Source organism: Stenotrophomonas maltophilia group sp. LNF247 (assembly GCF_054083135.1).
In genome coordinates this window covers 44,597-65,079 of the sequence record NZ_JBSRQL010000010.1, presented here as the reverse complement: position 1 = coordinate 65,079, position 20,483 = coordinate 44,597, and the positions used below count along the sequence as shown (strand labels likewise).

Here is a 20,483-nt window from a genome sequence, read left to right as displayed (position 1 = left end):
GCCAGCCTGCGTGATCCCAGCCACTGCCCCTTCCCCCACCCGTGGGCGGATGGCCTGTGGCCGTCCGTCGAGGACCACCATCGATGCTGCCTTCCCGTCTCCCCCGCCTGGCCCTGCTGGCCTCCGCCCTGTCCGCCGCCTGCGCTGCCCATGCCGAAGCGCCGGCCGTCAGCCGCAAAGCCACCGATCTGGATGCGGTGAATGTCACCGCCGAACGCCCCCATACCGACGCCGGCGCACTGGGCGACCGCGCCCTGCGCGACACTCCGTTTGCGATCACCGCTGTTGGCCGCGAGCAGATCGAGCAGCGCCAGGTGGTCTCGCTGGGCGAAGCCTTCCTGCTCGACCCTTCGGTCACCACCCAGGTCAGCGCCTACGCCAGCGGCTGGAGCTCACCCATCCGCAATCGCGGTATCGAACTGAATTTTGACAGCTATCGCGTCAATGGCCTGCAGGTCTCTTCCTGGGGTACCGAATGGCCGCTGGAAGTGATGGAACAGGTCGATCTGCTGAAAGGCCCGGGCGGCTTCCTGTACGGGTTCGGTGCACCCGGCGGCATCGTCAACTACATCACCAAGAAGCCGACGGACACGCCCACCTTCTCCGCCCAGCTGGGTTGGCGTGAACAGGGCATCGTCAGCGGCGGCATCGACGTTGGCGGACGTTTCGGCAACGAGCAGATGTTCGGCTACCGTTTCAACGCCTTCCAGGAAAAGGGCGAGACCTTCAATGGTGGGTACGTCGATCGCAAGGTTGGCGCACTCTCGCTGGATGCCCGCCTGAGCGATGTACTGACCTGGACCTTCGACGGCGTATTCCAGTCACGCGATCTGCGCGAAGAATCGCCGCAGTACTACTTCCGTGGCCTGACATCGCTGCCGCGACCGATTGCCGGGGATACCGACAACAGCGTGCCCGGCACCTACTACGACACCCGATCCAGCCTGCTGTCGACCGGCTTGAACTGGCAGATCAACAGCGACTGGAAAGCCAGCCTGAGTTACGGCGCCACCACCTCGTGGAACGACGTCAACAAGATCTTCGCCTACATCGACAATCCCAACGGCGACTATGACGTCAACGTCTACGAACTGGGCGGAAAGAGCGAGTGGAAGCTGGCCCAGGCGATGCTGCAGGGCAGCTTCCGCACCGGCCCGCTGCAGCATCAGGTGGTGGCGGGCATCAGCCACCAGACCGGGCTGGGATGGGACCGCCCCTACGAATGGAACCTGATCGGCCGCGGCAACCTGTACCAGCGCCCCGCCCTCCGTCATGACGCCGTCGGTTCACGGGTGATGACCCGCGGCGACGAGACCGTGCAGCAGGCCGTGTTCGCAAGCGATACGGTGAACCTCGGTGGCGGCTGGTCGGTGCTGGCGGGCTGGCGTTACAACGACTACGAGACCAGGGGCCGCTACCACACCTACCCGGTCACACCGACCTACGCGGTGATGTTCAAGCCCCGCGATGCCGTCACCCTCTACGCCAGCTACATCGAATCGCTGGAAGCGGGCAGCCGCGTGGGCAACAGCTACGTCAACGCCGGCGACGTGCTCGACCCGACCATCAGCACGCAGTACGAGATCGGCGCGAAGGTCGAGGGGGCACGCTGGAATGCGAACCTGGCGGCGTTCCGGCTGGAGCGTGGCGCCAACATCGATGAGCTCACGCCTGCCGGCAAGCGCCTGGTGCAGGACGGCATCACGCTGTACGAAGGCATCGAAGCCAGTGCCGACCTGCACCTCAACGATGCCCTGGAGGTCGGCGGTGGCGTCACCTGGCTGGACCCGACCTACGACAGGCTGTCGCCGGCCAGCGCCGCACAGGAAGGCAACCGTACCGCCGGTGCCGCGCGCTGGAGCGGCGTCATGCATGCCACCTACCAGCTGCCGTGGGTGGACGGCCTGGAAACGTATGCGGCCGTGCGCTACTACGGCGATGTCTGGTACGACGCCGACAACACCCTGAAGCTGCCCGACTACACGCTGGTGAATGCCGGCGTCGGCTACCGGCTGCTTGCCTCGGGCCACCCGGTGACCCTGCGTGCCAGCGTCGAGAACCTGGCCAACCGGAAGTACTGGTCCAACGCTGGCGCCGGCCTGCCGCGTACGTTCGCGGTGAGCGTTCGGTTCGACATGTAACCCCGGCAACCCCGTAGTGCCGCCCGCCGGCCGGCTCCTCGCACCTTCGTCCGGGCGCATGAAGAGCCGGGCAACGGCCGGCACTACCGCGTATCGAGCGGAAAATCATCCACGCGTGGCGTGGATCTACCATTTCACGCATGGCCCGCAATAATGGTGGAAGACCCTTCCACCGAGCCTGCATGTCCGCCCGCCAATCCCGCCTCAGCCGCCTGTGGGCCCACGAGAAGGCCAGCTATGGCCTGCGGGTGTTCATCGCCCTGGCCGCAGCGCTTGCCGTGTGCTGGCAGCTGGACGCGCTCACCGCCCTGCCCGGCGTGTTTCTCGGCATCATCGCCAGCGCCATCGCCGAGACCGACGACAACTGGTGGGGCCGCACCAAGGCGGTACTGCTGTCGCTGCTGTGTTTCTGCCTTGCCGCAGCATCGGTGATCTGGCTGTTCCCGTGGCCGTGGATCTTCATTGGCGCGCTGGCGCTGTCCACCTTCGGCCTGACCCTGCTCGGTGCGCTCGGCGAGCGCTATGCGTCGATCGCCCAGGCGACGGTGACGCTGGCGATCTACACCATGATCGGCCTGGAGCAGCATGGCGCCGGCGACCTGCACAGCGCGCTGGACGCGGTCAGCCACCTGCTGGCCGGTGCGGTCTGGTACGGCCTGCTGTCGATCCTGTGGACCGCGCTGTTCGCCAACCGTCCGGTGCGCGAACGCGTAGCGCGGCTGTATCAGGAACTGGGCCGCTACCTGCAGCTGAAGGCCGCGCTGTTCGAGCCGGTGAGGGAAGCAGACCTGCAACGTCGCCAACTCGACCTGGCCGAACAGAACCGGCGTGTGGTCGGTGCGTTGAACGAGGCCAAGACAGCGATCCTGGCCCGCTTCGGCCGTTCCGGGCGGCCGGGCGTGAACTCCGGTCTGTACCTGCGTCTCTATTACATGGCACAGGATTTCCACGAGCGCGCCAGTTCCTCGCACTACCCCTATGGCGCGCTGGTCGACGCCTTCTTCCACAGCGATGTGCTGTACCGCTGCCAGCGCCTGCTCGACCTGCAGGGCCAGGCCTGCGCGCGCCTGGGCGAAGCGATCCGCCTGCGCCGTCCGTTCGTGTATGGCGAAAGCAACCAGCAGGCCGGACGCGATCTGGCCGATGCGCTGGCCTACCTGCGTGACCAGCAGCGCCCGCAGTGGCAGCGCCTGCTTGGTTCTCTGGACCTGCTGGTGCACAACCTGCGCAGCATCGAGCGCCGCCTGCTGGACGCGGAGCGCTCCGAGGCCAGTCTGGACAACGTCGACACCCGCCTGCGCGACAGCAACCCGCACACGTTGCGCGAGATGGGCGTGCGCATCCGCCAGCAGCTCACGCCCGGCTCGGTGCTATTCCGCCATGGCCTGCGCATGGCGCTGGCGCTGATCGCCGGCTTTGCCGCGATACGCCTGTTCAATGCACAGAACGGCTCGTGGGTGCTGCTGACCATCGTGTTCGTGTGCCGCCCCAACTTCGGTGCCACCCGCCAGCGCCTGGCGCAACGCATCGTCGGCACCGTGGCCGGCCTGGTACTGACCTGGGCGCTGTTGCAGCTGTTCCCACAGCTGCACGTGCAGCTGCTGATCGCACTGCTGTCGGCGCTGCTGTTCTTCTTCACCCGTACCGATCGCTACCTGGTGGCATCGGCGGCGATCACGGTGATGGCGCTGACCTGCTTCAACCTTATCGGCGACGGCTTCGTGCTGATCGTGCCGCGCATGGTCGATACGCTGCTGGGCTGCGCGATCGCCGCCGTCGCCGCATTCCTGATCCTGCCCGACTGGCAGGGCCGGCAGCTGCATCTCGTCCTGGCACGCGTGCTGGACACTGCGGCTCGCTACCTGGATTCGGTGCTGGGCCAGTACCGCAGCGGCATGCGCGATGACCTGGCATACCGCATCGCCCGCCGCGACATGCACAACGCCGACGCCGCGCTGTCCACCGCATTGTCGAACATGCTGCGCGAACCCGGCCATGTGCGCCGCAATCTGGATGCCGGCTTCCGCTTCCTGGCGCTGTCCAACACGCTGCTGGGGCATCTGTCGGCGCTGGGTGCGCACCGCGACCAGGTGGACAGCTATGCTGGCGATCCACTGGCGCTGGCCGCGGGCGATCGCGTGCGCAAGGCACTTCAGCAGCTGGCGACGGCGCTGACCGCGCGGCAACCCGTTGCGGAAGATGACAACGACTCAGACCGCGCGGTGGCCGCCGAGCTGGAGCAGATCGACGAGGCGATGCCGCCGAAACTGCAGCTGATCCGTACCCAGATGGCGCTGGTGCTGCGGATGCTGCCGAAGGTGCGTGCAGCGGCCAATGAGGCAGTGACCAACCTGACCTGATTCCTTGTCGCTGGTCGGACATCCCATCCGCGCGTGGCGTGGATCTACTGCACCGTGTGCAACCGTGTGTTGCGCCTTGCGATGCATTCCGATCACGTTCCCGCGCGGATACTGGGTGATCCCCTGGTACTGGAATCCCCGATGAAGATCGAACTCGCCGGCCGCACCGCGCTGGTCACCGCCTCCACCGCCGGCATCGGCCTGGCGATCGCCCAGGGTCTTGCCGCGGCGGGTGCGCGGGTCATTCTCAACGGCCGCAGCACCGACAGTGTCGAACGCGCCCGCCAGCGCCTGCTCGCTACCGTTCCGGGTGCCGAGGTGATCGGCGTGGCCGCCGATCTCTCCGATGCGGCCGGCGTCGATACGCTGCTGGCCGGCCTGCCCAAGGTCGACATCCTGGTCAACAACGCCGGCGTCTTCGGCCCCGAGGACTTCTTCGAGACCGAAGATGCCACCTGGGAGCGTTACTGGCAGACCAACGTGATGTCCGGTGTGCGCCTGTCGCGGGCACTGCTGCCGGCGATGGTCGATGCCGGCTGGGGTCGCGTGCTGTTCATCTCCTCCGAATCGGCACGCAACATTCCCGCCGACATGATCCACTACGGGGTCAGCAAGACCGCGCAGCTGTCGCTGTCGCGCGGCCTGGCCAAGCGCGTGGCCGGCAGTGGCGTCACCGTCAACGCGGTGCTGCCCGGCCCGACCCTGTCCGATGGCTTCGCGGCGATGTTCGAGGATGAACGCCAGCGCAGCGGCAAGCCGCTGGAGCAGATCGGCCGCGAGTTCGTGATGGCACACAGGCCATCCTCGGTGATCCAGCGCACTGCCACGGTCGAGGAAGTGGCCAACATGGTGGTGTACCTGGCCTCGCCGCAGGCTTCCGCCACCTCCGGCGCGGCGCTGCGCGTGGACGGCGGCGTGGTCGACGATATCGTCTGAGGGTGCTGGCAGGTGTGCGGACCAACGGGTCCGCACCCACAGGTCCGTACCCACAGCAGATGGGCAGGAATGCTAGGCTGCGCCGGTCAAGGAGGCTCCATGTCCGGTCACAACCAGTTCGCCCTGCTGCGCCAGCGCCGTTTCCTGCCGTTCTTCGTGGTCCAGGCACTCGGCGCGTTCAACGACAACGTGTACCGGCAGGCGATCATCAGCATGTTGCTGTTCATGGCCGTGCCGGAGGAGGAGCTGGGGCTGTACGCCACGCTGGCACCGGCCATCTTCATCCTGCCCTACTTCCTGTTCTCGGCACTGGCCGGGCAGATCGCCGACAAACTTGAGAAATCGCGACTGATCGTGATCACCACCACCATGGAGATCGTGATCATGTCGCTGGCGGCCGTCGGCTTCCTGACCCAGAGCCTGCCGGTGCTGCTGGTGGCCCTGTTCTGCACCGGCATGCAGTCGACCCTGTTCGGCCCGGTGAAGTACTCGGTGCTGCCGTCGGTGCTCAAGCCCGAGGAACTGACCGGCGGCAACGGCCTGGTCGAGATGGGCACCTCGATGTCGATCCTGTCCGGCATGATCGTCGGCGGCCTGGTGTTCACCGTGGCCGGCAGCCACGGCACCGTGGTGGCGGCCTGCGCGATCATCGCGCTGGCGATCTGTGGCAACATCGCCGCGCGCCTGATTCCCAAGGTCGATGCCGGCGACCCGAACCTGAAGATCAACTGGAACCCGCTGCCGGAATCACTGGCGGTGCTGCGCATGGCGCGCCAGCAGAAAGCCGTGCGCAATTCGATCCTGGGCGTGTCCTGGTTCTGGTTCGTCGGCACCGTGCTGACCTCGCAGCTACCGGCCTATGCGGTGACCAACCTGGGCGGTGAGCCAACCCTGTACATCTTTGCGCTGGCCCTGTTCTCGGTTGGCACCGGCATCGGCTCGCTGCTGTGCGAGAAGCTGTCGGCGCGCACGGTGGAAATCGGCCTGGTGCCGCTGGGCGCGTTCGGCATGACCGCGTTCCTGCTCGACCTGTACTTCGCCCGCAGCGGCGAGGCGACCGTGCAGGGGCTGGCCATCGGGCCGTTCCTGCAGCAGCCGGGCAGCAGCCGCATCGTCATCGACCTGGTCGGCATCGGCCTGTTCACCGGCATCTTCGTGGTGCCGCTGTTCGCGCTGATCCAGAGCCGCACGCCGAAGGCGCAGATGTCGCGCGTGTTCGCGGCGCTGAACATCCAGAATTCCGGCTTCATCGTCGCTGCGGCCCTGCTGTCGCTGGCCGCGCACACGCTGCTGCACTGGACCATCCCGCAGCAGTTCCTGGCGCTGGCCATCGCCAACGCGCTGGTGGCGATCTACATCTTCACCATCGTCCCCGAATTCCTGATGCGCTTCCTCAGCTGGCTGATGGTGCGCACGCTGTACCGGCTGCGCCCGCACGGCATCGAGGCCAACGTGCCCGACGAAGGCGCCGCGCTGCTGGTCTGCAACCATGTCAGCTACATGGACGCGCTGATCCTGTCGGCGACGATTCCACGCCCGGTGCGCTTCGTCATGTACTACCGGATCTTCAACATCCCGGTGATGCGCTGGATCTTCCGCACCGCCAAGGCGATCCCGATCGCCGGCGCGCGCGAAGACCCGGCGCTGATGCAGCGCGCGTTCGACGAGATTGACGCCGCGTTGGCCGAAGGTGAGCTGGTCTGCATCTTCCCGGAAGGTGCGCTGACCAGGGATGGTGCGATGGCCCCGTTCAAGTCGGGCGTTGAGAAGATCCTCCAACGGCGGCCGGTGCCGGTGGTGCCGATGGCCCTGCGCGGCATGTGGTCGAGCATGTGGAGCCGGCGCGACAGCCGCCTGGGCCGCATGCGGGTGCCGCGCCGTTTCCGTGCCACCGTCGAAGTGGTCGCGGCGCCGGCCGTGGATGGCCACAGCACCAGCGCCCCGGTGCTGGAGGCCCAGGTGCGGGCACTGCGCGGCGATCACGCCTGACGGACCCGGCCCGCCAAGCGGGCCCGGCAGCCTCCCCCGCATAGGCCACCGTCCGGTGACGTACGCGACATGTCGTGACTGTAAACGCATACATGCAACGTCGGTTGCGGTAGATTACGCACCCACAGGGGGGAGGTCCGGCCGATACATCACGGCTGGCCACCAAGGAATGGAGTCTTGCTTTGAATCAACCACCACCGCTCAGCCGTCCGGTCTACATCCCCAACCATCTGGTCTGGGCGATCCTGACGACGCTGTTCTGCTGCCTCCCGTTGGGCGTGGTGTCGATCGTCTATGCCTCCCAGGTCGATGGCCGCCGCGCGGCCGGCGACCTGCCGGGGGCCTACAGTGCGTCGCGCAAGGCGGGCTGGTGGGCGGTGGCTTCGGCCGTGGCCCTGCCGGTCCTGTTGCTGTTGTGGTTCGGGCTGTTCGGCGGCTTGGCCGTGCTGGGCGCTCTTTCCGACCAATGATCTACCACCACCACCCATCAAGGAGCTTGAACCCATGAATACCGCCACTCCGCAGGTCCCGAACAACCTGGTCTGGGCGATCCTGACCACCCTGTTCTGCTGCCTGCCGGCCGGCATCGTGTCGATCGTCTATGCCGCCCAGGTCAACGGCAAGCTGGCCGCTGGCGACATTGCCGGCGCCCAGGACTCCGCCGCCAAGGCCAAGAAGTGGGCCATCTGGTCGGCCATCGCCTGGGCCGTCGTGGTCGTGCTGTACGTGCTGTTCTTCGTTGTGCTCGGCGGCATGGGCGCGATGAGCAACAGCGGCTACTGATACGCCTGGACGGATCCGGCGCCTGCGCCGGATCCGTTGTTGCATGTCCGCGCTTCCTGCTCGTTCCCGGTTCGCCCGCTGGGCGCCGCTGCTGGTTTCCGCCGGCCTGGCCGCGGGCGCCACGGTGCTCCTGCGCAACGTCAATCCGTATGTCGCCGGCAATCCCTTGCCGAGCTGCCCGCTGTACGCGCTGACGGGCCTGTACTGCCCGGGATGTGGCAGCACGCGCTGCCTGTATTCGCTGGTCCACTTCGACCTGCCCGGCGCGATGGCGATGAACCCGCTGCTGGTCATCAGCCTGCCGTTCCTGTTGCTGATGCTGCTGAACATCGCCGGCATCCGCCCACGCCTGCTCGACCCGCTCATGCGGGTGCTGGCCAATCCTGTGTTCTGGCTCTGGGTGCTGCCTGGGTATGCGCTGCTGCGCAACCTGCCGTGGGCACCGTTTACCGCGCTGGCGCCGATCTAGGTTTCCAGCCAACGGCGCAGCCCCTCGTGGTGGGCGGCGTTCGTCGATCATGGGGTTGGCCGGGCGGGATGGGTTTGCGGGGGACGCCGTGAATCCGTCCGTGGAGGCTTGGCCGCGGCTTGCTCGTGTGCGCTGTCCTGCGCGCACGGCAAGACCAGGGTTGGGCGTCCTGCCCAACCCGCCCGAGGCATGCCTCGGACCCATGCCGCGGACACCCCCTCAAACCCATCCCGCCCGGCCACGGACAGTTTCCGTGCGCGTCCGCCACGGAAAAGAAAGAGAAGATCAAAAGCGGATAGCTTCGCTGCGCTCGCTCGGAGCCGAGCATGGCTCGGCTCTACAGAACGTCAGTGCACGGAAAACTGTCGAAGGCGGGGTGGGTCGGATGGCGGGGGTGTGAGCCGCATGGATGCGGCGACCAAGCCTCCATGGACGGATTCACGGCGTCCCCCGCCATCCGACCCACCCCGCCAACCCGCAGCAATCCTGCCGTTGCTGTTGCTGTTGCTGTCGCCTCTGCAGGTGCAGGGCTGCAAGCCCTGCCAGAACACCTACGTCACCCAGCCTGCAATCACCAGCAACGCGAGGATCGCCAGCCACAGCAGCAGCATCCGCCACACCAGGCTCATCGCATCACGCAGGTCCGGCAGCCGCTGCCACACCGGCAACAGCCCGGCCTCGGTGTAATCGTGCGCATCTTCGCGCAGCTCGGCGTTGACGCTGGCCCGCGCCACCGCGCCCAGGAACCCGATGGTGCCGGCCAGCCGCTCGCCATGCGCCTGGCGCCACGCCTTCCACGCCGTATCGAAGTTGCCCACCAGCGCCATCGAAAACGCCATCAGCTGCGCCACCGGCCACTCGATCCAGCCCAGCAGGCGCTGCGCCAGCGCCAGCGGCTCCACCGGCACGCGAGCACGCATCGGGCTTTCCGCCATCAGCGCCAGCAGCCGGTACCCCAGCGCACCGGCCGGGCCCAGCAGCAGGAACCAGAACAGCACCGCGAACCAGCGCCGCAGCGCGTTGAGCACGGTGGCCTCGACCAGCGACGGCACGTCTTCGCGCAGGCTGCCACCGGCCGCCTGCAGGTTGCGCACGGCGGCCTGACGCGTTGCGGCGTCGTCCGCATCGATGATCGCTTCGATATCACGATCCAGATCACGCGGCCCCCAGCACCAGGCCAGCACCGCCACGCCCAGCATCAGCGACGGCAGCCCGAACAGCACCCCGCGCAGCAGCCATGCCAGCAGCGCCATCAGCAGCAGCGGCGGCAGCAGTGCCAATGCAACACCGGCCGGTCCCTGCCACGCCTTTCCGCCATGCGCGTCCAGCCAGCCCAGCCAGCGCCGGAAGCCGTCGAAACGGCGCAGCGAGGCGGCAGCGGCCGGGGCAACATGGCCCAGGGCCAGTGCCACCAGCACGGCGGCCAGAGTGGTGAACATGGCAGGTCTCCCTACGAAACGGAACGCTCGGCGCCGTTACCTTACCTGTCGCAGCGGCGCCCCTCAGCGGTGAACCGGACTGTAACCCGGGCCGTGTTCAGGTGGCGGCAATACAGCAGCCACAACCGGCCCGGCCGCAGGCCGGTTCAGCCCTGCTGCTCGCGGTACCAGTGTTCGATCAGGCCGCGCGAAATCGAGATCGGCGGCGACAGGCGGATGCCCTGGCCATCGTCGTCCGCATCGCGTGCCAATGCTGCGCCAACCTCATCGGCAGTGAACCAGCGCGCGTCTTCCAGTTCGCCATCCACAGTCGGCAGGTCATCCTGCGCCTGTGCACGGAAACCGATCATCAGCGCGCCGGGGAACGGCCACGGCTGCGAACCGAGGTACTGGCAGGCGGTCACCCGCACCTTGCTCTCCTCGTGCACTTCACGCACCACGGTCTGCTCGAACGTCTCGCCGGGTTCGACGAAGCCGGCCAGCACCGAGTAACGACGCGGGGCCCAGTTCGACTGCCGGCCCAGCAGCAGCCGGCCCTGGTTCTCCACGGCGACGATCACGGCGGGATCGACACGCGGGTAGTGCTCGGTGGAACACTGCGCGCAACGGCCGACGAAGCCGCCTCGGGCAAACGCCACGGCGCCGCCGCACACACCGCAGAAGCGGGTGCGCGAGTGCCAGTAAGACATGCCGCGGGCATAGCTGAAGGCGGTCGCATCGGCCATCGACCACAGCAGCGCGGCCTGGCGCAGGTCGAGGCGACGTGGTGCGGTGACGGTGACGCTGGCGGCTTCAACCGAGAACCATGCTTGTTCCCCGCGCAGGCCGAGGAAGATCGCGGAGCCGGGACCACCCCCGATGTCGGCGCCGGTCAGCGCCAGCGGCTGGTCGTCATCGCCGGTAAAGGCGCTGCCGTCCTGATCGAGCACGAGAATGTGCGCGCCCGGCCACAGGCGCGCCAGTGCATCGGCATCGTCGCGCAGGGCATCGGCGCGCTCCAGCGGTTCGCCAACGAAGGCGAAACCGGAAAGCGGCGAAGAAGTATTGGGCATCCGGCAAGCGTGCCGCCAATCGATGCGGGTGGCAAGGTCGGCGCTGTGCGCAATCTGCTGTTGTGTGCATGGAGGCACAGAGCATCCACGCACGGCGTGGATCAACTGATCCGCTCTGGTGGGTGCCAACCGTGGTTGGCACATCCTGGCCACAGGGCTCTTACATGCTGAAGCTGCTGCCGCAGCCGCAGGTGGTCTTTGCGTTCGGGTTGCGGATCACGAACTGGGCACCGGTCAGGCTCTCGGTGTAATCCACCTCGGCGCCCATCAGGTACTGCAGGCTCAGCGGATCGACCAGCAGGGTCACCCCGCTGGTCTGTACCGCCAGGTCATCCTCGGCACGGTTCTCGTCGAACTCGAACCCGTACTGGAAGCCCGAACAGCCGCCGCCCTCGATGTACACACGCAGGGCCAGGTCGGGGTTGCCCTCTTCCTGGATCAGGGATTTGACCTTGGCGGCCGCCGACTCGGTGAAGTTCAGCGGGCGCTCCAGCGATTGGTAATCGGGCGCGGCAACCGGAGTGGCGCCGGGCAGGGAGACTAGCGTGCTCATGATGCCAGCATGGGGGTGCCGGGGATGGCTTTCAAGCCATCGCCTCGGCCAGCTTGCGGCGTGCAGCAGTGTCGCCCTTGCCGCCATTGGCCTCATCGCCTTCCGGCGCCGGCAGGGCCGCCATCGGGGCGCTGGCATGGATCAGGCGGCCGTTCAGCTGGGCGCCCGCATTCATCTCCACCACCTGGTAATGGACGTTGCCATTGACCCGTGCGCTCGGGGTCAACTCGACCTTCTCGGTGGCGTGTACATCGCCGTCCAGGCGGCCGCTGATGACCACCACCTGCGCGCGGATCTCGCCCTCGATCACGCCATGCTCGGCGACCGTCAGGGTCGCGCCACTGGCGCCTTCGGCGGCGATCACCTTGCCATGGATGCGGCCTTCCACGTACAGGCCACCACTGAATTCCACATCACCGCGGATCACCACCTGGTTGCCGATCAGGGCATCCACCACCAGCTGGCCTTCACGGTTGGATTTGCTGCTTCCGAACATCTGCCTACTCCCCTTTGGCGGCCGGCGCACCGGCCTGTTTCCAGTCGAATACCTGGGTGGTACCCCCCGTACCACTCCCCAATGTCACCCGCACGCGTTGCGGGGTGAAGTCAGCCGGCAGCATCACGCTGCCGGTGAGCTGCTGGAAGTACCGGAACGAGTAATCCTGTCCCGGTACCTTGCTGCGCTGGTGCAGATCATCCCAGCTGATCGTGGCCAGCTTGCCGTTCCTGACGCCTTCCACGGTGAAGCGCATCTGCCCCTGGCTGATGGCGCCGCGGTTGAGGTTCTGGGTCAGCACGGCGGTGTACTGCCAGGTGCCGGCCGCTTCCGGGCTGAACTCGATCGAATGGGTGTTCAGGCCCTTGCGCTGGCTGGTCGAACCCACCAGGCGCTCATAGAAGGCAACGTCGGCACGCAGGCCGGCGATTTCCTCATCGCGCTCGGCCAGCGAGGACTGCACCTCGGTGTTGGCAGCGCGGCTGATGCGGTCGGAGGCTTCCAGCGTGGCCTGCTTCTGGCGCAGTTCGGTCAGCTGCGCCTGCAGCGTCTCGGCACGCTTCTCGGCGGCCTGCAGGCGCTGGCCCTGGGCATCGCGCGGGGTGGCCATCCAGCAGCCACCGAGCACGGCCAGCACCAGGCTGAGCAGCCAGATGCCGCCGATCACCAGCAGGCGGCGACGGTCGGCAGGCGGTTGCGGCGCGCCGGGCAGGCGGACCTGCACGCGCATGGGAGGACGGTTGGTCATGGGTGGTTTCCGGGGTATCGCAAGGGCGACACCGGTACGGCCCCTGTGGCAAACGACGGGCTAGTGTATGACAGGACGGGTGGGTTTCCTGCGCAGCAGCGAGCCACGGTCTGTGGCGTTCAGGCATGCCATCGTCGATAGTGTGGTCCCCTGCACAGTTCCGTCGCCGGAGCATCGCCATGACCGAAGCCCACCTGTTCGTGATCGGCATCCTGCTGGCCTGGCTGGCCGGCATCCGCGTCTACCTCACCGTGTTCGGTGTCGGCCTGGCCGGCCTGCTCGGCTGGGTCGACCTGCCACCGGCCCTGCAGGCTACTGAATCGTGGTGGGTGCTGGGCACTTCGGCGGCGCTGGCGGTGACCGAATTCTTCGCCGACAAGATTCCCGGCGTGGACTCGGCGTGGGATCTGGTGCAGACCCTGGCACGTGTACCCGCAGGTGCCTTCCTTGCCGCAGCCACGCTGTCGCCGGATGGGCAGCTGGGTACCGGCGCACTTGCTGCCGGTGCCGGTGTCGCGCTGGCCAGCCATGGACTGAAAGCCGGCACCCGTGCCCTGCTCAATACCTCGCCCGAGCCTGCCAGCAACTGGGTGGCCTCCGCCGCCGAGGACACCGTGGTGGTCGGGGGCCTGGCCCTGGCCCTGGCGCACCCGTGGATCGCGCTGATCGTGGTGCTGGCCTGCAGCCTGGCGGGCGCGCTGCTGGTGTGGCTGGTCTGGCGCACCTTGTGGAAGGGCGTGCGCTGGCTGGCACGCAGTGCGTCGCCGGACGGTCCGCGCCAGCCGGGTACCGGTTGAACCTCGGGCTTGTCGCATAATGGACGCGAACACCAGGAGCACCGATGGCCGCAAACGAATCCCCCGCGGGCGCCCGCCCGGGACGCGCTGAATCCCCTCCGGCCGATCATTGGCAACGCTGGGCCGCGGAGCCGGCGAGCGCGGTCGCCGCAGTACCCGCAGTGGTTCCGCCGCTGGCCAGCTGCGACATGCCCGCATCGATCGGCAGCGCGCCACCGCCTCTGCCGGGCCCGGCCTTCCTGGCCGAGGCTGGCAACAACGACCAGGCGCCGTTGGCCTCCGATTCGCCCTACCGCGTGCTGATCGTCGAGGACGACCGCGCCCAGGCCCTGTTCGCGCAGAGCGTGCTGCACGGCGCCGGCATGCAGGCAATCGTGCACAGCGACGCCGATGGCGCGCTGCAGGCGATCAAGGAACACCGTCCCGACCTGATCCTGATGGATCTGCACCTGCCCGGACTGGATGGCATGCGACTGACCGCACTGATCCGCCAGCAGCCCGGCCTGCAGCTGCTGCCGATCGTGTTCCTCAGCGGCGATCCGGATCCAGAGCGCCAGTTCGAAGTGCTCGACAGCGGCGCCGACGATTACCTGAGCAAGCCGATCCGCCCGCGCCACCTGATCGCCGCCGTGGCCAACCGCATCCGCCGCGCACGTGCGCAGGCCGCGACCCTGCCCGGTGCCAGCGGCGTACCGGCCACCAGCAATCCGGAAACCGGCCTGCCGACGCGCCATCACGTGCTGCAGCAGCTCAACACCGCACTCGCCCACCGCGACCGGGGCGGTGTGTTCTTCATCGAAGTGGCCAGCGCGCTGGGGCTGCGCGAACGCTATGGTTATGCCGCCTTCGAGCGCCTGATGGTACAGGCCGGGCAGCGCCTGGCCGAGGCCGGCCATCCACACCTGCTGGCACGCCTGAACGACAACAGTTTCCTGCTGCTGGCCCGCAACGCCGACGAAGATGCCCTGGAAGGCATCGCCGCTTCCCTGCGCGAGCAGCTGTCGGCGCGTGCCTTCGTGATCCGCGACGACGAATCGGTGCACCTGCGCGGCGTGGTGGGTTATGCGCCGCTGTCGCCGGGCTTCGACGATGCCAACGCTGCACTGGAAGCGATCGAGCGCACCACTCTGCAGGCACGCCTGCTCAGCGCCGGTGTGGCGGGCCATGTGCACCGCCAGGCCGTCACCGAACAGGAGCACCTGGCACTGCTGGAAGGCCAGCTGGAGCTGGCCTATCAGCCGATCGTCGCCGTCGCCGGTGGCAACACCGCGCAGTACCAGCTGCTGCTGCGCCTGCGCCAGGCCGATGGCACGGTGCTGGCGGCCGGCCAGGTTATTCCGGCCGCCGAAGCGGCAGGCCGTATCGCCGACCTCGACCAGCAGGTGATGGAGCACGCGCTGGGCCTGCTGGATCTCTACCGGCACGCCACGCCGCCGCTGAACCTGTTCGTCTCGCAGTCGCTGCGCACCCTGCAGCGCGACGCCTTCGCCGACTGGCTGCTGGAATCGCTGCAGCAGCGTGACCTGCCGGGCAGTGCGCTGGTGATCGACGTGCGCCTGCCCGACGCACTGATCCACACCGTGCCGCTGCAACAGTTCTGCCAGCGCATGGCCGGCCCCGGGGTGCGATTCTGCCTGAGCCAGTTCGAGCCCAGCGGCGAAGCCGACGCCCTGCTGACCCAGCTGCCGCTGTCGTTCGTGCGCATGGCCGCGCGCTTCTCCAGCAGCCATGCCAACCCGGCCACGCGCGAGGAACTGCGCAAGGCGATCGAACAGGCACATGCGGCCGGGCTGCAGATCATCGGGCAGCAGATCGAGGACCCACAGGCCGCCGCGGCGATGTGGGTCGGCGGCGTCGACTACATCCAGGGCAACATGGTGCAGTCGGCCGGCAGCGACCTGAACTTCGACTTCCACAACGCGGTGCTCTGACGTGCCGCTGTGGGGCGTGCTGCTGGTTGCCCTTGCCGCGGCCGCCGTGGCGCTGCTGTTGGGTCTGCGCCTGCGCGCACGCAGCCGTGCACTGGCCCGGCTGCAACGCGCACACGATGCGCTCGCCGTCGAACGCGACCAGCTGCGCCGTACCACCGAACGCCAGGGCCAGCTGGAACAGCAGCTGCTGCAGGCCAAGCAGGCCGCCGAAGCAGCGGTGCTGGCCAAGGGCGAGTTCCTGGCCACCATGAGCCACGAGATCCGCACCCCGCTCAACGGCATCCTGCCGATGCTGGAGCTGATCGCGCACGGGCCGCTGGGCGAGGACCAGCGGCAGATGCTGGCCACCGCTTCGGCCAGTTCACAGCAGCTGCTGCGCATCGTCGATGACATCCTCGACTACTCACGGCTGGAAGCACAGGCGCTGGAACTGGAAATCACCAGCTTCAACCTGCGCGATCTGCTGGATGGCGTGGTGCAGCTGATGCAGCGCGCCGCCGACGCCAAGGGCCTGTCCCTGACCCTGCAGCTTGACCCGTCGGTGCGCCTGCCGGTGCGCGGCGACCCGGTACGCCTGCGCCAGGTGCTGAGCAATCTTCTGGCCAATGCCATCAAGTTCACCGCGCGCGGCCAGGTACAGCTGCGCGTGCAGCGGCTGGGCGAAGGCGCGGCCCAGCACCAGCTGCGCTTCGAGATCATCGACACCGGCATCGGCATCGATGAGGCACTGCAGGCACGCCTGTTCCAGTCCTTCAGCCAGGCCGATGCCTCGACCACGCGCATCTACGGCGGCACCGGCCTGGGCCTGGCCATCTGCAGGCGCATCATCGACCTGATGCACGGGCAGATCGGCGTGCAGTCCACGCCCGGCCAGGGTGCTACGTTCTGGTTCGAGATTCCGCTGCTGAAGGTGCCCGGCGACCTGCCGGCGATGGCCCGCGCGCCGACAGCGCTGCTGCTGTTCAGTGCCGATGCAATGCTGCAGAAACGCATCGAGCGCATCGCCGCCCACCATGGGCTGCAGGTGCAGATGCTGAGCCAGCTGGACGCCGTGGTCGAACAGCTGCGCACCGCGCCGCAACCCGGGCAACCGGCACCGGCGTGGCTGCTGGTCGATGCACGCGCGCGGCGCAGCGGCGAGGCGATGCTGCAGCAGGCACTGGCCGAGCGCGGTGACGACGACGCACTGCAGGTGCTCTGGCTGCAGGATGATGCACCAGCGCAACGACCGCGCCAGCGCCAGCTGCCCACGCACTTCGACGATGCCGCACTGCATGCACTCCTGGCCGCACCTGTCACGCCTGCCCGTCCTGCCGCCCTGCTTTCCAGTGCCGGAGATGGGGTACCCGCGCCGGTGCTGCCGCCACTGCACCTGCGCGTGCTGCTGGTGGAAGACAATACGGTCAACCGGATGGTGGCCGAGCAGCTGCTGCGCGTATTCCAGTGCGAGGTGCGCAACGCCGTCGATGGCGAGCAGGCATTGGCCGCACTTCGCGAAGGCGGCGTGGACATCGTGCTGATGGATTGCCAGATGCCGGTGCTGGACGGCTACGCCGCCACGCGCCACTGGCGTGCGGAAGAAGCGGAAACCGGGCGAGCGCGCCTGCCGATCATCGCGATGACCGCCAATGCCATGGCCGGCGACCGCGAGCGCTGCCTGCAGGCTGGCATGGACGATTACCTGTCCAAGCCGATCGCCCGCGCCACGCTGCATGCGCTGTTGAAGCGCTGGGGTGGCGGTAAAGCCGCATCACCTGCACGGCCTTCTGCAGAGCCGAGCATGGCTCGGCTGACGGCCAACAGCAGTGGGGCTCCATCAGCCGAGCATGGCTCGGCTCTGCAGGACGATGACAGCCGAGTGGGCTCCAAGCCACAACCGGTACTCGACCGCGATGTGCTGGACGAACTGCACGCGGTGATCGGCGACGCCGCCATCCAGATCGTGTCGGTCTTTCTTGACGATGCGCCAGCGATGGTGCAGCAGCTGCAGCAGGCCGCGCAGAGCGGCGACGAGCCCCGCCTGCAGGCGGTCGCGCACAGCCTGAAATCGTCGAGTGCGAACGTGGGAGCCCTGTCGCTGTCGGCGGTCGCGCAGCGCATCGAACGCGAGGCCCGTGGTGGCAGCCTGCAGCGCCCCGCGGTGGCGGTCGCGCTGCTGGTTGCCGAATTCGCCCGGGCACGTGTGGCCCTGACGGGCTACCTGGCGCAGCATCGTGCGGGCCAGGACAGCTGACTCACTCTTCCAGCTTGCTCAGCAGGTACTTGGGCTCGCCGATGCGCTCGATCAGGTCGAGCTGGGTTTCCAGCCAGTCGATGTGTTCTTCTTCCGAATCGAGAATCTTCACGAACAGCTGGCGACTGACATAGTCGCCGACCGAATCGGCATAGGCGACGGCCTCGCGCAGGGTGACCACGCCGTCGCGCTCCAGCGACAGGTCGCACTGCAGGATCTCGGTCGGGTTCTCGCCGATGCGCAGCTTGCCCAGCGCCTGGAAGTTCGGCAGGCCTTCGAGGAACAGGATGCGGTCGGCGAGCATGTCGGCATGCTTCATCTCGTCGATCGATTCCTTGTACTCGTGCTCGGCCAGTTCCTTGATGCCCCAGTTCTTCAGCATCTTGGCGTGCAGGAAGTACTGGTTGATCGCGGTCAACTCGTTGTAGAGGACCTTGTTGAGGAATTCGATGACCTTGGTGTCGCCCTTCATGGGATGCTCCTGCACGCTGAAAACGCAGGCACTTTAACGCCTTGCCTGCGGCCGTGAAGGAACGCGAATCGTGCGCATTGGCCTGTGCGGCCGCGCGTGAAGGATGCAAAAGCGCGGCGTCAATGCGCCGCGAAGAAACGATCAGGCAACCTGGGCCAGGCCCAATACCGGCAGCGGCAGATCGTGGGTCGCACGCGCCTTGGCCAAGAGGTCCGCGGCCATGTCCAGGCAGGAACCGCAGGTCGCACCACAGCCGGTCCGCATGGTCAGTTCGGCCACCGTGCTGACACCATGGCTGGCGGCTTCGCGGATCTGGTGGTCGGTGACTCCGTTGCAGATGCAGACGTACACAGGCGGGAACCGGGCTGACAGGCCAGGAGCGGCCTGGTGGCTATTCCAATGGAAACGAGAATGGTTGTCAATCAGAGACCTGAACCATTCTCGATACCGTTCAGCCCGTCAGCTGGCTGGGCCATCACCCGTGGCCTTCTTCGGCCAGTAGCCGCGCGTCCGCGGGCGCTTGCGCGGGCGGTCGTGGCCGGCCGTGTGGCCGGGCATCCAAGCCTCGGCGGCGCTCTTGGGCATGGCGGTTACGCCCTGCCCGGCGACCCCGCGCGCCAAAGGCGCCAGATGACGCAGTGCGCGCGCATAGACGCCGCGCTTGAACACCACCACATGCTCCACCGGGTACCAGAAATCGACCCAGCGCCAATGATCGAACTCGGGCGAGTCAGTGTGGTCCAGCTTCACATGGGATTCGTCGCCGGTCAGGCGCAGCAGGAACCAGACCTGCTTCTGGCCGATGCAGACCTGCCGCTCGTTGCGGCGGATGGCCCGCGCCGGCAGCTTGTAGCGCAGCCAACCGGGCGTGGCCCCGAGCACTTCCACATGCTCAGGCAGCAGGCCGGTTTCTTCCTGCAGTTCACGATACATGGCCTCGACGGGCGTCTCATCGGTGTTCATGCCCCCTTGCGGGAACTGCCAACCATCCCGGCGCACGCGTCGTGCCCAGAACACCTGGCCGTCCTGCCGCATCAGCACAATGCCGACGTTCGGTCGATAGCCGTCCGGATCGATCACGATGCGGACTCCTAAGAAAATCTACTGCCCGGGACTATCCCACGCCCTCTGTCGGCCCACAAGCACGGCACAAAAGTGTTGACAGGGACGGTACACATCCGCAGAATAGCGGGCTCACCAAGGCTATGTAGCTCAGCCGGTTAGAGCACAGCACTCATAATGCTGGGGTCGGTGGTTCGAGTCCACCCATAGCCACCACACTGAAAATGAAGTTGTTTTTCAGCGTGATAAGTGAGAAAATCGTTGTACGTTTTGCCCCGTCGCCAAGCGGTAAGGCACCTGACTCTGACTCAGGCATTCGGTGGTTCGAATCCATCCGGGGCAGCCAAATTAAAAGCAAAAGGCCAGATCGAAAGATCTGGCCTTTTGCTTTTAATTTGGTCACGCATTCCACCTTATCCCCGCGCCTGTCGGCGCACCCCCTTGAACAACAAGGGGGCTCTTCTCCAGAGAGAGGCCCGGGGTCGGACATGCAAAAAGACGGGTAGTGCCGGCCGCTGGCCGGCAACCACGAAATGCCTGACTCCAAAACGACAAAAGCCCGGCCGAAGCCGGGCTTTTGCTTTTCCATCCAGCGGGCCCCCGAAGGAGCCCAACCAGGCGCAGCAGATCAGCGCTTGGAGAACTGGGTGGCGCGGCGGGCCTTGTGCAGACCGACCTTCTTACGCTCGACTTCGCGGGCGTCGCGGGTCATGAAGCCAGCCTTGCGCAGCTCGGACTTCAGGCTTTCGTCGTACTCGACCAGCGCACGGGCGATACCCAGACGGATCGCACCGGCCTGGCCGGTGGTGCCGCCGCCAGCGGCGGTGACCAGGATGTCGAAGCTTTCGGTGTTCTTGGTCAGCTCGAGCGGCTGGCGCACGATCATGCGCGCGGTCTCACGACCGAAGAACTCGTCCAGCGGACGACCATTGACGGTGATGTTGCCCGAACCCTTGCGCAGGAACACGCGAGCGGTGGAGGACTTGCGGCGGCCAGTGCCGTAGTTTTGAGTGATAGCCATG

19 protein-coding genes and 2 tRNA genes are annotated in these 20,483 nt (G+C 67.1%); 12 read left to right on the top strand and 9 right to left on the bottom strand.

Features of this window, described 5'->3' with window-relative positions; translation table 11 throughout:
* The first annotated feature begins 83 nt into the window (after positions 1–83).
* From ACTXG9_RS11780 to ACTXG9_RS11750, 7 genes are all read left to right on the top strand, one after another.
* Positions 84–2,141, top strand: coding sequence for a TonB-dependent siderophore receptor (locus tag ACTXG9_RS11780; protein WP_111102377.1), 2,058 nt, complete (start codon positions 84–86; stop codon positions 2,139–2,141).
* 182 nt (positions 2,142–2,323) lie between these two features.
* Complete coding sequence (gene yccS, locus ACTXG9_RS11775) at positions 2,324–4,501, top strand: YccS family putative transporter (RefSeq protein WP_021202133.1); 2,178 nt, start codon at positions 2,324–2,326, stop codon at positions 4,499–4,501.
* 141 nt (positions 4,502–4,642) lie between these two features.
* Positions 4,643–5,437 (top strand): SDR family NAD(P)-dependent oxidoreductase, encoded by a 795-nt coding sequence (locus tag ACTXG9_RS11770; RefSeq protein WP_111098931.1) that lies wholly within the window; start codon positions 4,643–4,645, stop codon positions 5,435–5,437.
* 99 nt (positions 5,438–5,536) lie between these two features.
* Complete coding sequence (locus ACTXG9_RS11765; protein ID WP_111098930.1) at positions 5,537–7,426, top strand: MFS transporter; 1,890 nt, start codon at positions 5,537–5,539, stop codon at positions 7,424–7,426.
* Positions 7,427–7,608: 182 nt separating this feature from the next.
* On the top strand, positions 7,609–7,896 hold the full coding sequence (locus ACTXG9_RS11760; protein WP_005419784.1) for a CD225/dispanin family protein: 288 nt from the start codon (positions 7,609–7,611) through the stop codon (positions 7,894–7,896).
* A gap of 34 nt (positions 7,897–7,930) precedes the next feature.
* Positions 7,931–8,209, top strand: coding sequence for a CD225/dispanin family protein (locus ACTXG9_RS11755; RefSeq protein WP_019661492.1), 279 nt, complete (start codon positions 7,931–7,933; stop codon positions 8,207–8,209).
* A gap of 43 nt (positions 8,210–8,252) precedes the next feature.
* On the top strand, positions 8,253–8,678 hold the full coding sequence (locus tag ACTXG9_RS11750; RefSeq protein WP_111098929.1) for a DUF2752 domain-containing protein: 426 nt from the start codon (positions 8,253–8,255) through the stop codon (positions 8,676–8,678).
* A gap of 551 nt (positions 8,679–9,229) precedes the next feature.
* On the opposite strand, the gene ampE is transcribed toward ACTXG9_RS11750, so the two are convergent.
* The 5 genes from ampE to ACTXG9_RS11725 form a co-directional block, all read right to left on the bottom strand.
* Complete coding sequence (ampE, locus tag ACTXG9_RS11745; RefSeq protein WP_021203729.1) at positions 9,230–10,117, bottom strand: regulatory signaling modulator protein AmpE; 888 nt, start codon at positions 10,115–10,117, stop codon at positions 9,230–9,232.
* A gap of 146 nt (positions 10,118–10,263) precedes the next feature.
* Positions 10,264–11,169 (bottom strand): NAD(+) diphosphatase, encoded by a 906-nt coding sequence (gene nudC / locus ACTXG9_RS11740; protein WP_111103067.1) that lies wholly within the window; start codon positions 11,167–11,169, stop codon positions 10,264–10,266.
* A gap of 160 nt (positions 11,170–11,329) precedes the next feature.
* Positions 11,330–11,722 (bottom strand): iron-sulfur cluster insertion protein ErpA, encoded by a 393-nt coding sequence (gene erpA, locus ACTXG9_RS11735; protein ID WP_005419789.1) that lies wholly within the window; start codon positions 11,720–11,722, stop codon positions 11,330–11,332.
* Positions 11,723–11,753: 31 nt separating this feature from the next.
* Positions 11,754–12,218, bottom strand: a complete 465-nt coding sequence (locus tag ACTXG9_RS11730; RefSeq protein WP_006398829.1) for a bactofilin family protein — start codon at positions 12,216–12,218, stop codon at positions 11,754–11,756.
* Positions 12,219–12,222: 4 nt separating this feature from the next.
* Positions 12,223–12,966, bottom strand: a complete 744-nt coding sequence (locus ACTXG9_RS11725; protein ID WP_019661496.1) for a DUF6776 family protein — start codon at positions 12,964–12,966, stop codon at positions 12,223–12,225.
* 179 nt (positions 12,967–13,145) lie between these two features.
* Here ACTXG9_RS11725 and ACTXG9_RS11720 point away from each other — a divergent pair, with 179 nt between their 5' ends.
* From ACTXG9_RS11720 to ACTXG9_RS11710, 3 genes are read left to right on the top strand one after another with little or no spacing between them, the layout of a single operon-like run.
* On the top strand, positions 13,146–13,763 hold the full coding sequence (locus tag ACTXG9_RS11720; RefSeq protein ID WP_019661497.1) for a DUF4126 domain-containing protein: 618 nt from the start codon (positions 13,146–13,148) through the stop codon (positions 13,761–13,763).
* 44 nt (positions 13,764–13,807) lie between these two features.
* Positions 13,808–15,694: an EAL domain-containing protein gene (locus ACTXG9_RS11715; RefSeq protein WP_111103065.1), complete on the top strand. Its 1,887-nt coding sequence runs from the start codon at positions 13,808–13,810 to the stop codon at positions 15,692–15,694.
* A gap of 1 nt (position 15,695) precedes the next feature.
* Positions 15,696–17,927 carry an ATP-binding protein gene (locus tag ACTXG9_RS11710; protein WP_111099170.1) on the top strand — a complete coding sequence of 744 codons (2,232 nt, stop codon included), beginning with the start codon at positions 15,696–15,698 and terminating at the stop codon, positions 17,925–17,927.
* 1 nt (position 17,928) lies between these two features.
* Here the strand turns inward: ACTXG9_RS11710 and bfr are convergent, their stop codons facing one another.
* From bfr to ACTXG9_RS11695, 3 genes are all read right to left on the bottom strand, one after another.
* Complete coding sequence (gene bfr / locus ACTXG9_RS11705) at positions 17,929–18,399, bottom strand: bacterioferritin (protein ID WP_005414691.1); 471 nt, start codon at positions 18,397–18,399, stop codon at positions 17,929–17,931.
* Positions 18,400–18,540: 141 nt separating this feature from the next.
* Positions 18,541–18,750: a (2Fe-2S)-binding protein gene (locus ACTXG9_RS11700; protein WP_019661500.1), complete on the bottom strand. Its 210-nt coding sequence runs from the start codon at positions 18,748–18,750 to the stop codon at positions 18,541–18,543.
* 108 nt (positions 18,751–18,858) lie between these two features.
* Entirely contained in the window at positions 18,859–19,479 is a 621-nt protein-coding gene (locus ACTXG9_RS11695) for an RNA pyrophosphohydrolase (protein WP_019661501.1), read from the bottom strand.
* Between the two features lie 121 nt (positions 19,480–19,600).
* Here ACTXG9_RS11695 and ACTXG9_RS11690 point away from each other — a divergent pair.
* Together ACTXG9_RS11690 and ACTXG9_RS11685 are read left to right on the top strand one after the other, a co-directional pair.
* Positions 19,601–19,677: transfer RNA gene (locus ACTXG9_RS11690), tRNA-Met, on the top strand.
* A gap of 55 nt (positions 19,678–19,732) precedes the next feature.
* A tRNA-Gln gene (locus tag ACTXG9_RS11685) sits at positions 19,733–19,807 on the top strand.
* 282 nt (positions 19,808–20,089) lie between these two features.
* Here ACTXG9_RS11685 and rpsI read toward each other — a convergent pair.
* A complete protein-coding gene (rpsI, locus tag ACTXG9_RS11680) occupies positions 20,090–20,482 on the bottom strand; it encodes a 30S ribosomal protein S9 (protein ID WP_019661502.1) in 393 nt (130 codons plus the stop codon).
* Between the last annotated feature and the right edge of the window lies 1 nt (position 20,483).

Excerpts from the sequence above, each read along its gene's own strand:
- nudC (WP_111103067.1), bottom strand. The coding sequence starts at position 11,169 with ATGCCCAATACTTCTTCGCCGCTTTCCGGTTTCGCCTTCGTTGGCGAA.
- ACTXG9_RS11770 (WP_111098931.1), top strand. The coding sequence starts at position 4,643 with ATGAAGATCGAACTCGCCGGCCGCACCGCGCTGGTCACCGCCTCCACC.
- ampE (WP_021203729.1), bottom strand. The coding sequence starts at position 10,117 with ATGTTCACCACTCTGGCCGCCGTGCTGGTGGCACTGGCCCTGGGCCAT.
- ACTXG9_RS11725 (WP_019661496.1), bottom strand. The coding sequence starts at position 12,966 with ATGACCAACCGTCCTCCCATGCGCGTGCAGGTCCGCCTGCCCGGCGCG.
- erpA (WP_005419789.1), bottom strand. The coding sequence starts at position 11,722 with ATGAGCACGCTAGTCTCCCTGCCCGGCGCCACTCCGGTTGCCGCGCCC.
- ACTXG9_RS11780 (WP_111102377.1), top strand. The coding sequence starts at position 84 with ATGCTGCCTTCCCGTCTCCCCCGCCTGGCCCTGCTGGCCTCCGCCCTG.
- yccS (WP_021202133.1), top strand. The coding sequence starts at position 2,324 with ATGTCCGCCCGCCAATCCCGCCTCAGCCGCCTGTGGGCCCACGAGAAG.
- ACTXG9_RS11730 (WP_006398829.1), bottom strand. The coding sequence starts at position 12,218 with ATGTTCGGAAGCAGCAAATCCAACCGTGAAGGCCAGCTGGTGGTGGAT.
- ACTXG9_RS11750 (WP_111098929.1), top strand. The coding sequence starts at position 8,253 with ATGTCCGCGCTTCCTGCTCGTTCCCGGTTCGCCCGCTGGGCGCCGCTG.
- ACTXG9_RS11720 (WP_019661497.1), top strand. The coding sequence starts at position 13,146 with ATGACCGAAGCCCACCTGTTCGTGATCGGCATCCTGCTGGCCTGGCTG.
- rpsI (WP_019661502.1), bottom strand. The coding sequence starts at position 20,482 with ATGGCTATCACTCAAAACTACGGCACTGGCCGCCGCAAGTCCTCCACC.
- bfr (WP_005414691.1), bottom strand. The coding sequence starts at position 18,399 with ATGAAGGGCGACACCAAGGTCATCGAATTCCTCAACAAGGTCCTCTAC.
- ACTXG9_RS11755 (WP_019661492.1), top strand. The coding sequence starts at position 7,931 with ATGAATACCGCCACTCCGCAGGTCCCGAACAACCTGGTCTGGGCGATC.
- ACTXG9_RS11715 (WP_111103065.1), top strand. The coding sequence starts at position 13,808 with ATGGCCGCAAACGAATCCCCCGCGGGCGCCCGCCCGGGACGCGCTGAA.
- ACTXG9_RS11765 (WP_111098930.1), top strand. The coding sequence starts at position 5,537 with ATGTCCGGTCACAACCAGTTCGCCCTGCTGCGCCAGCGCCGTTTCCTG.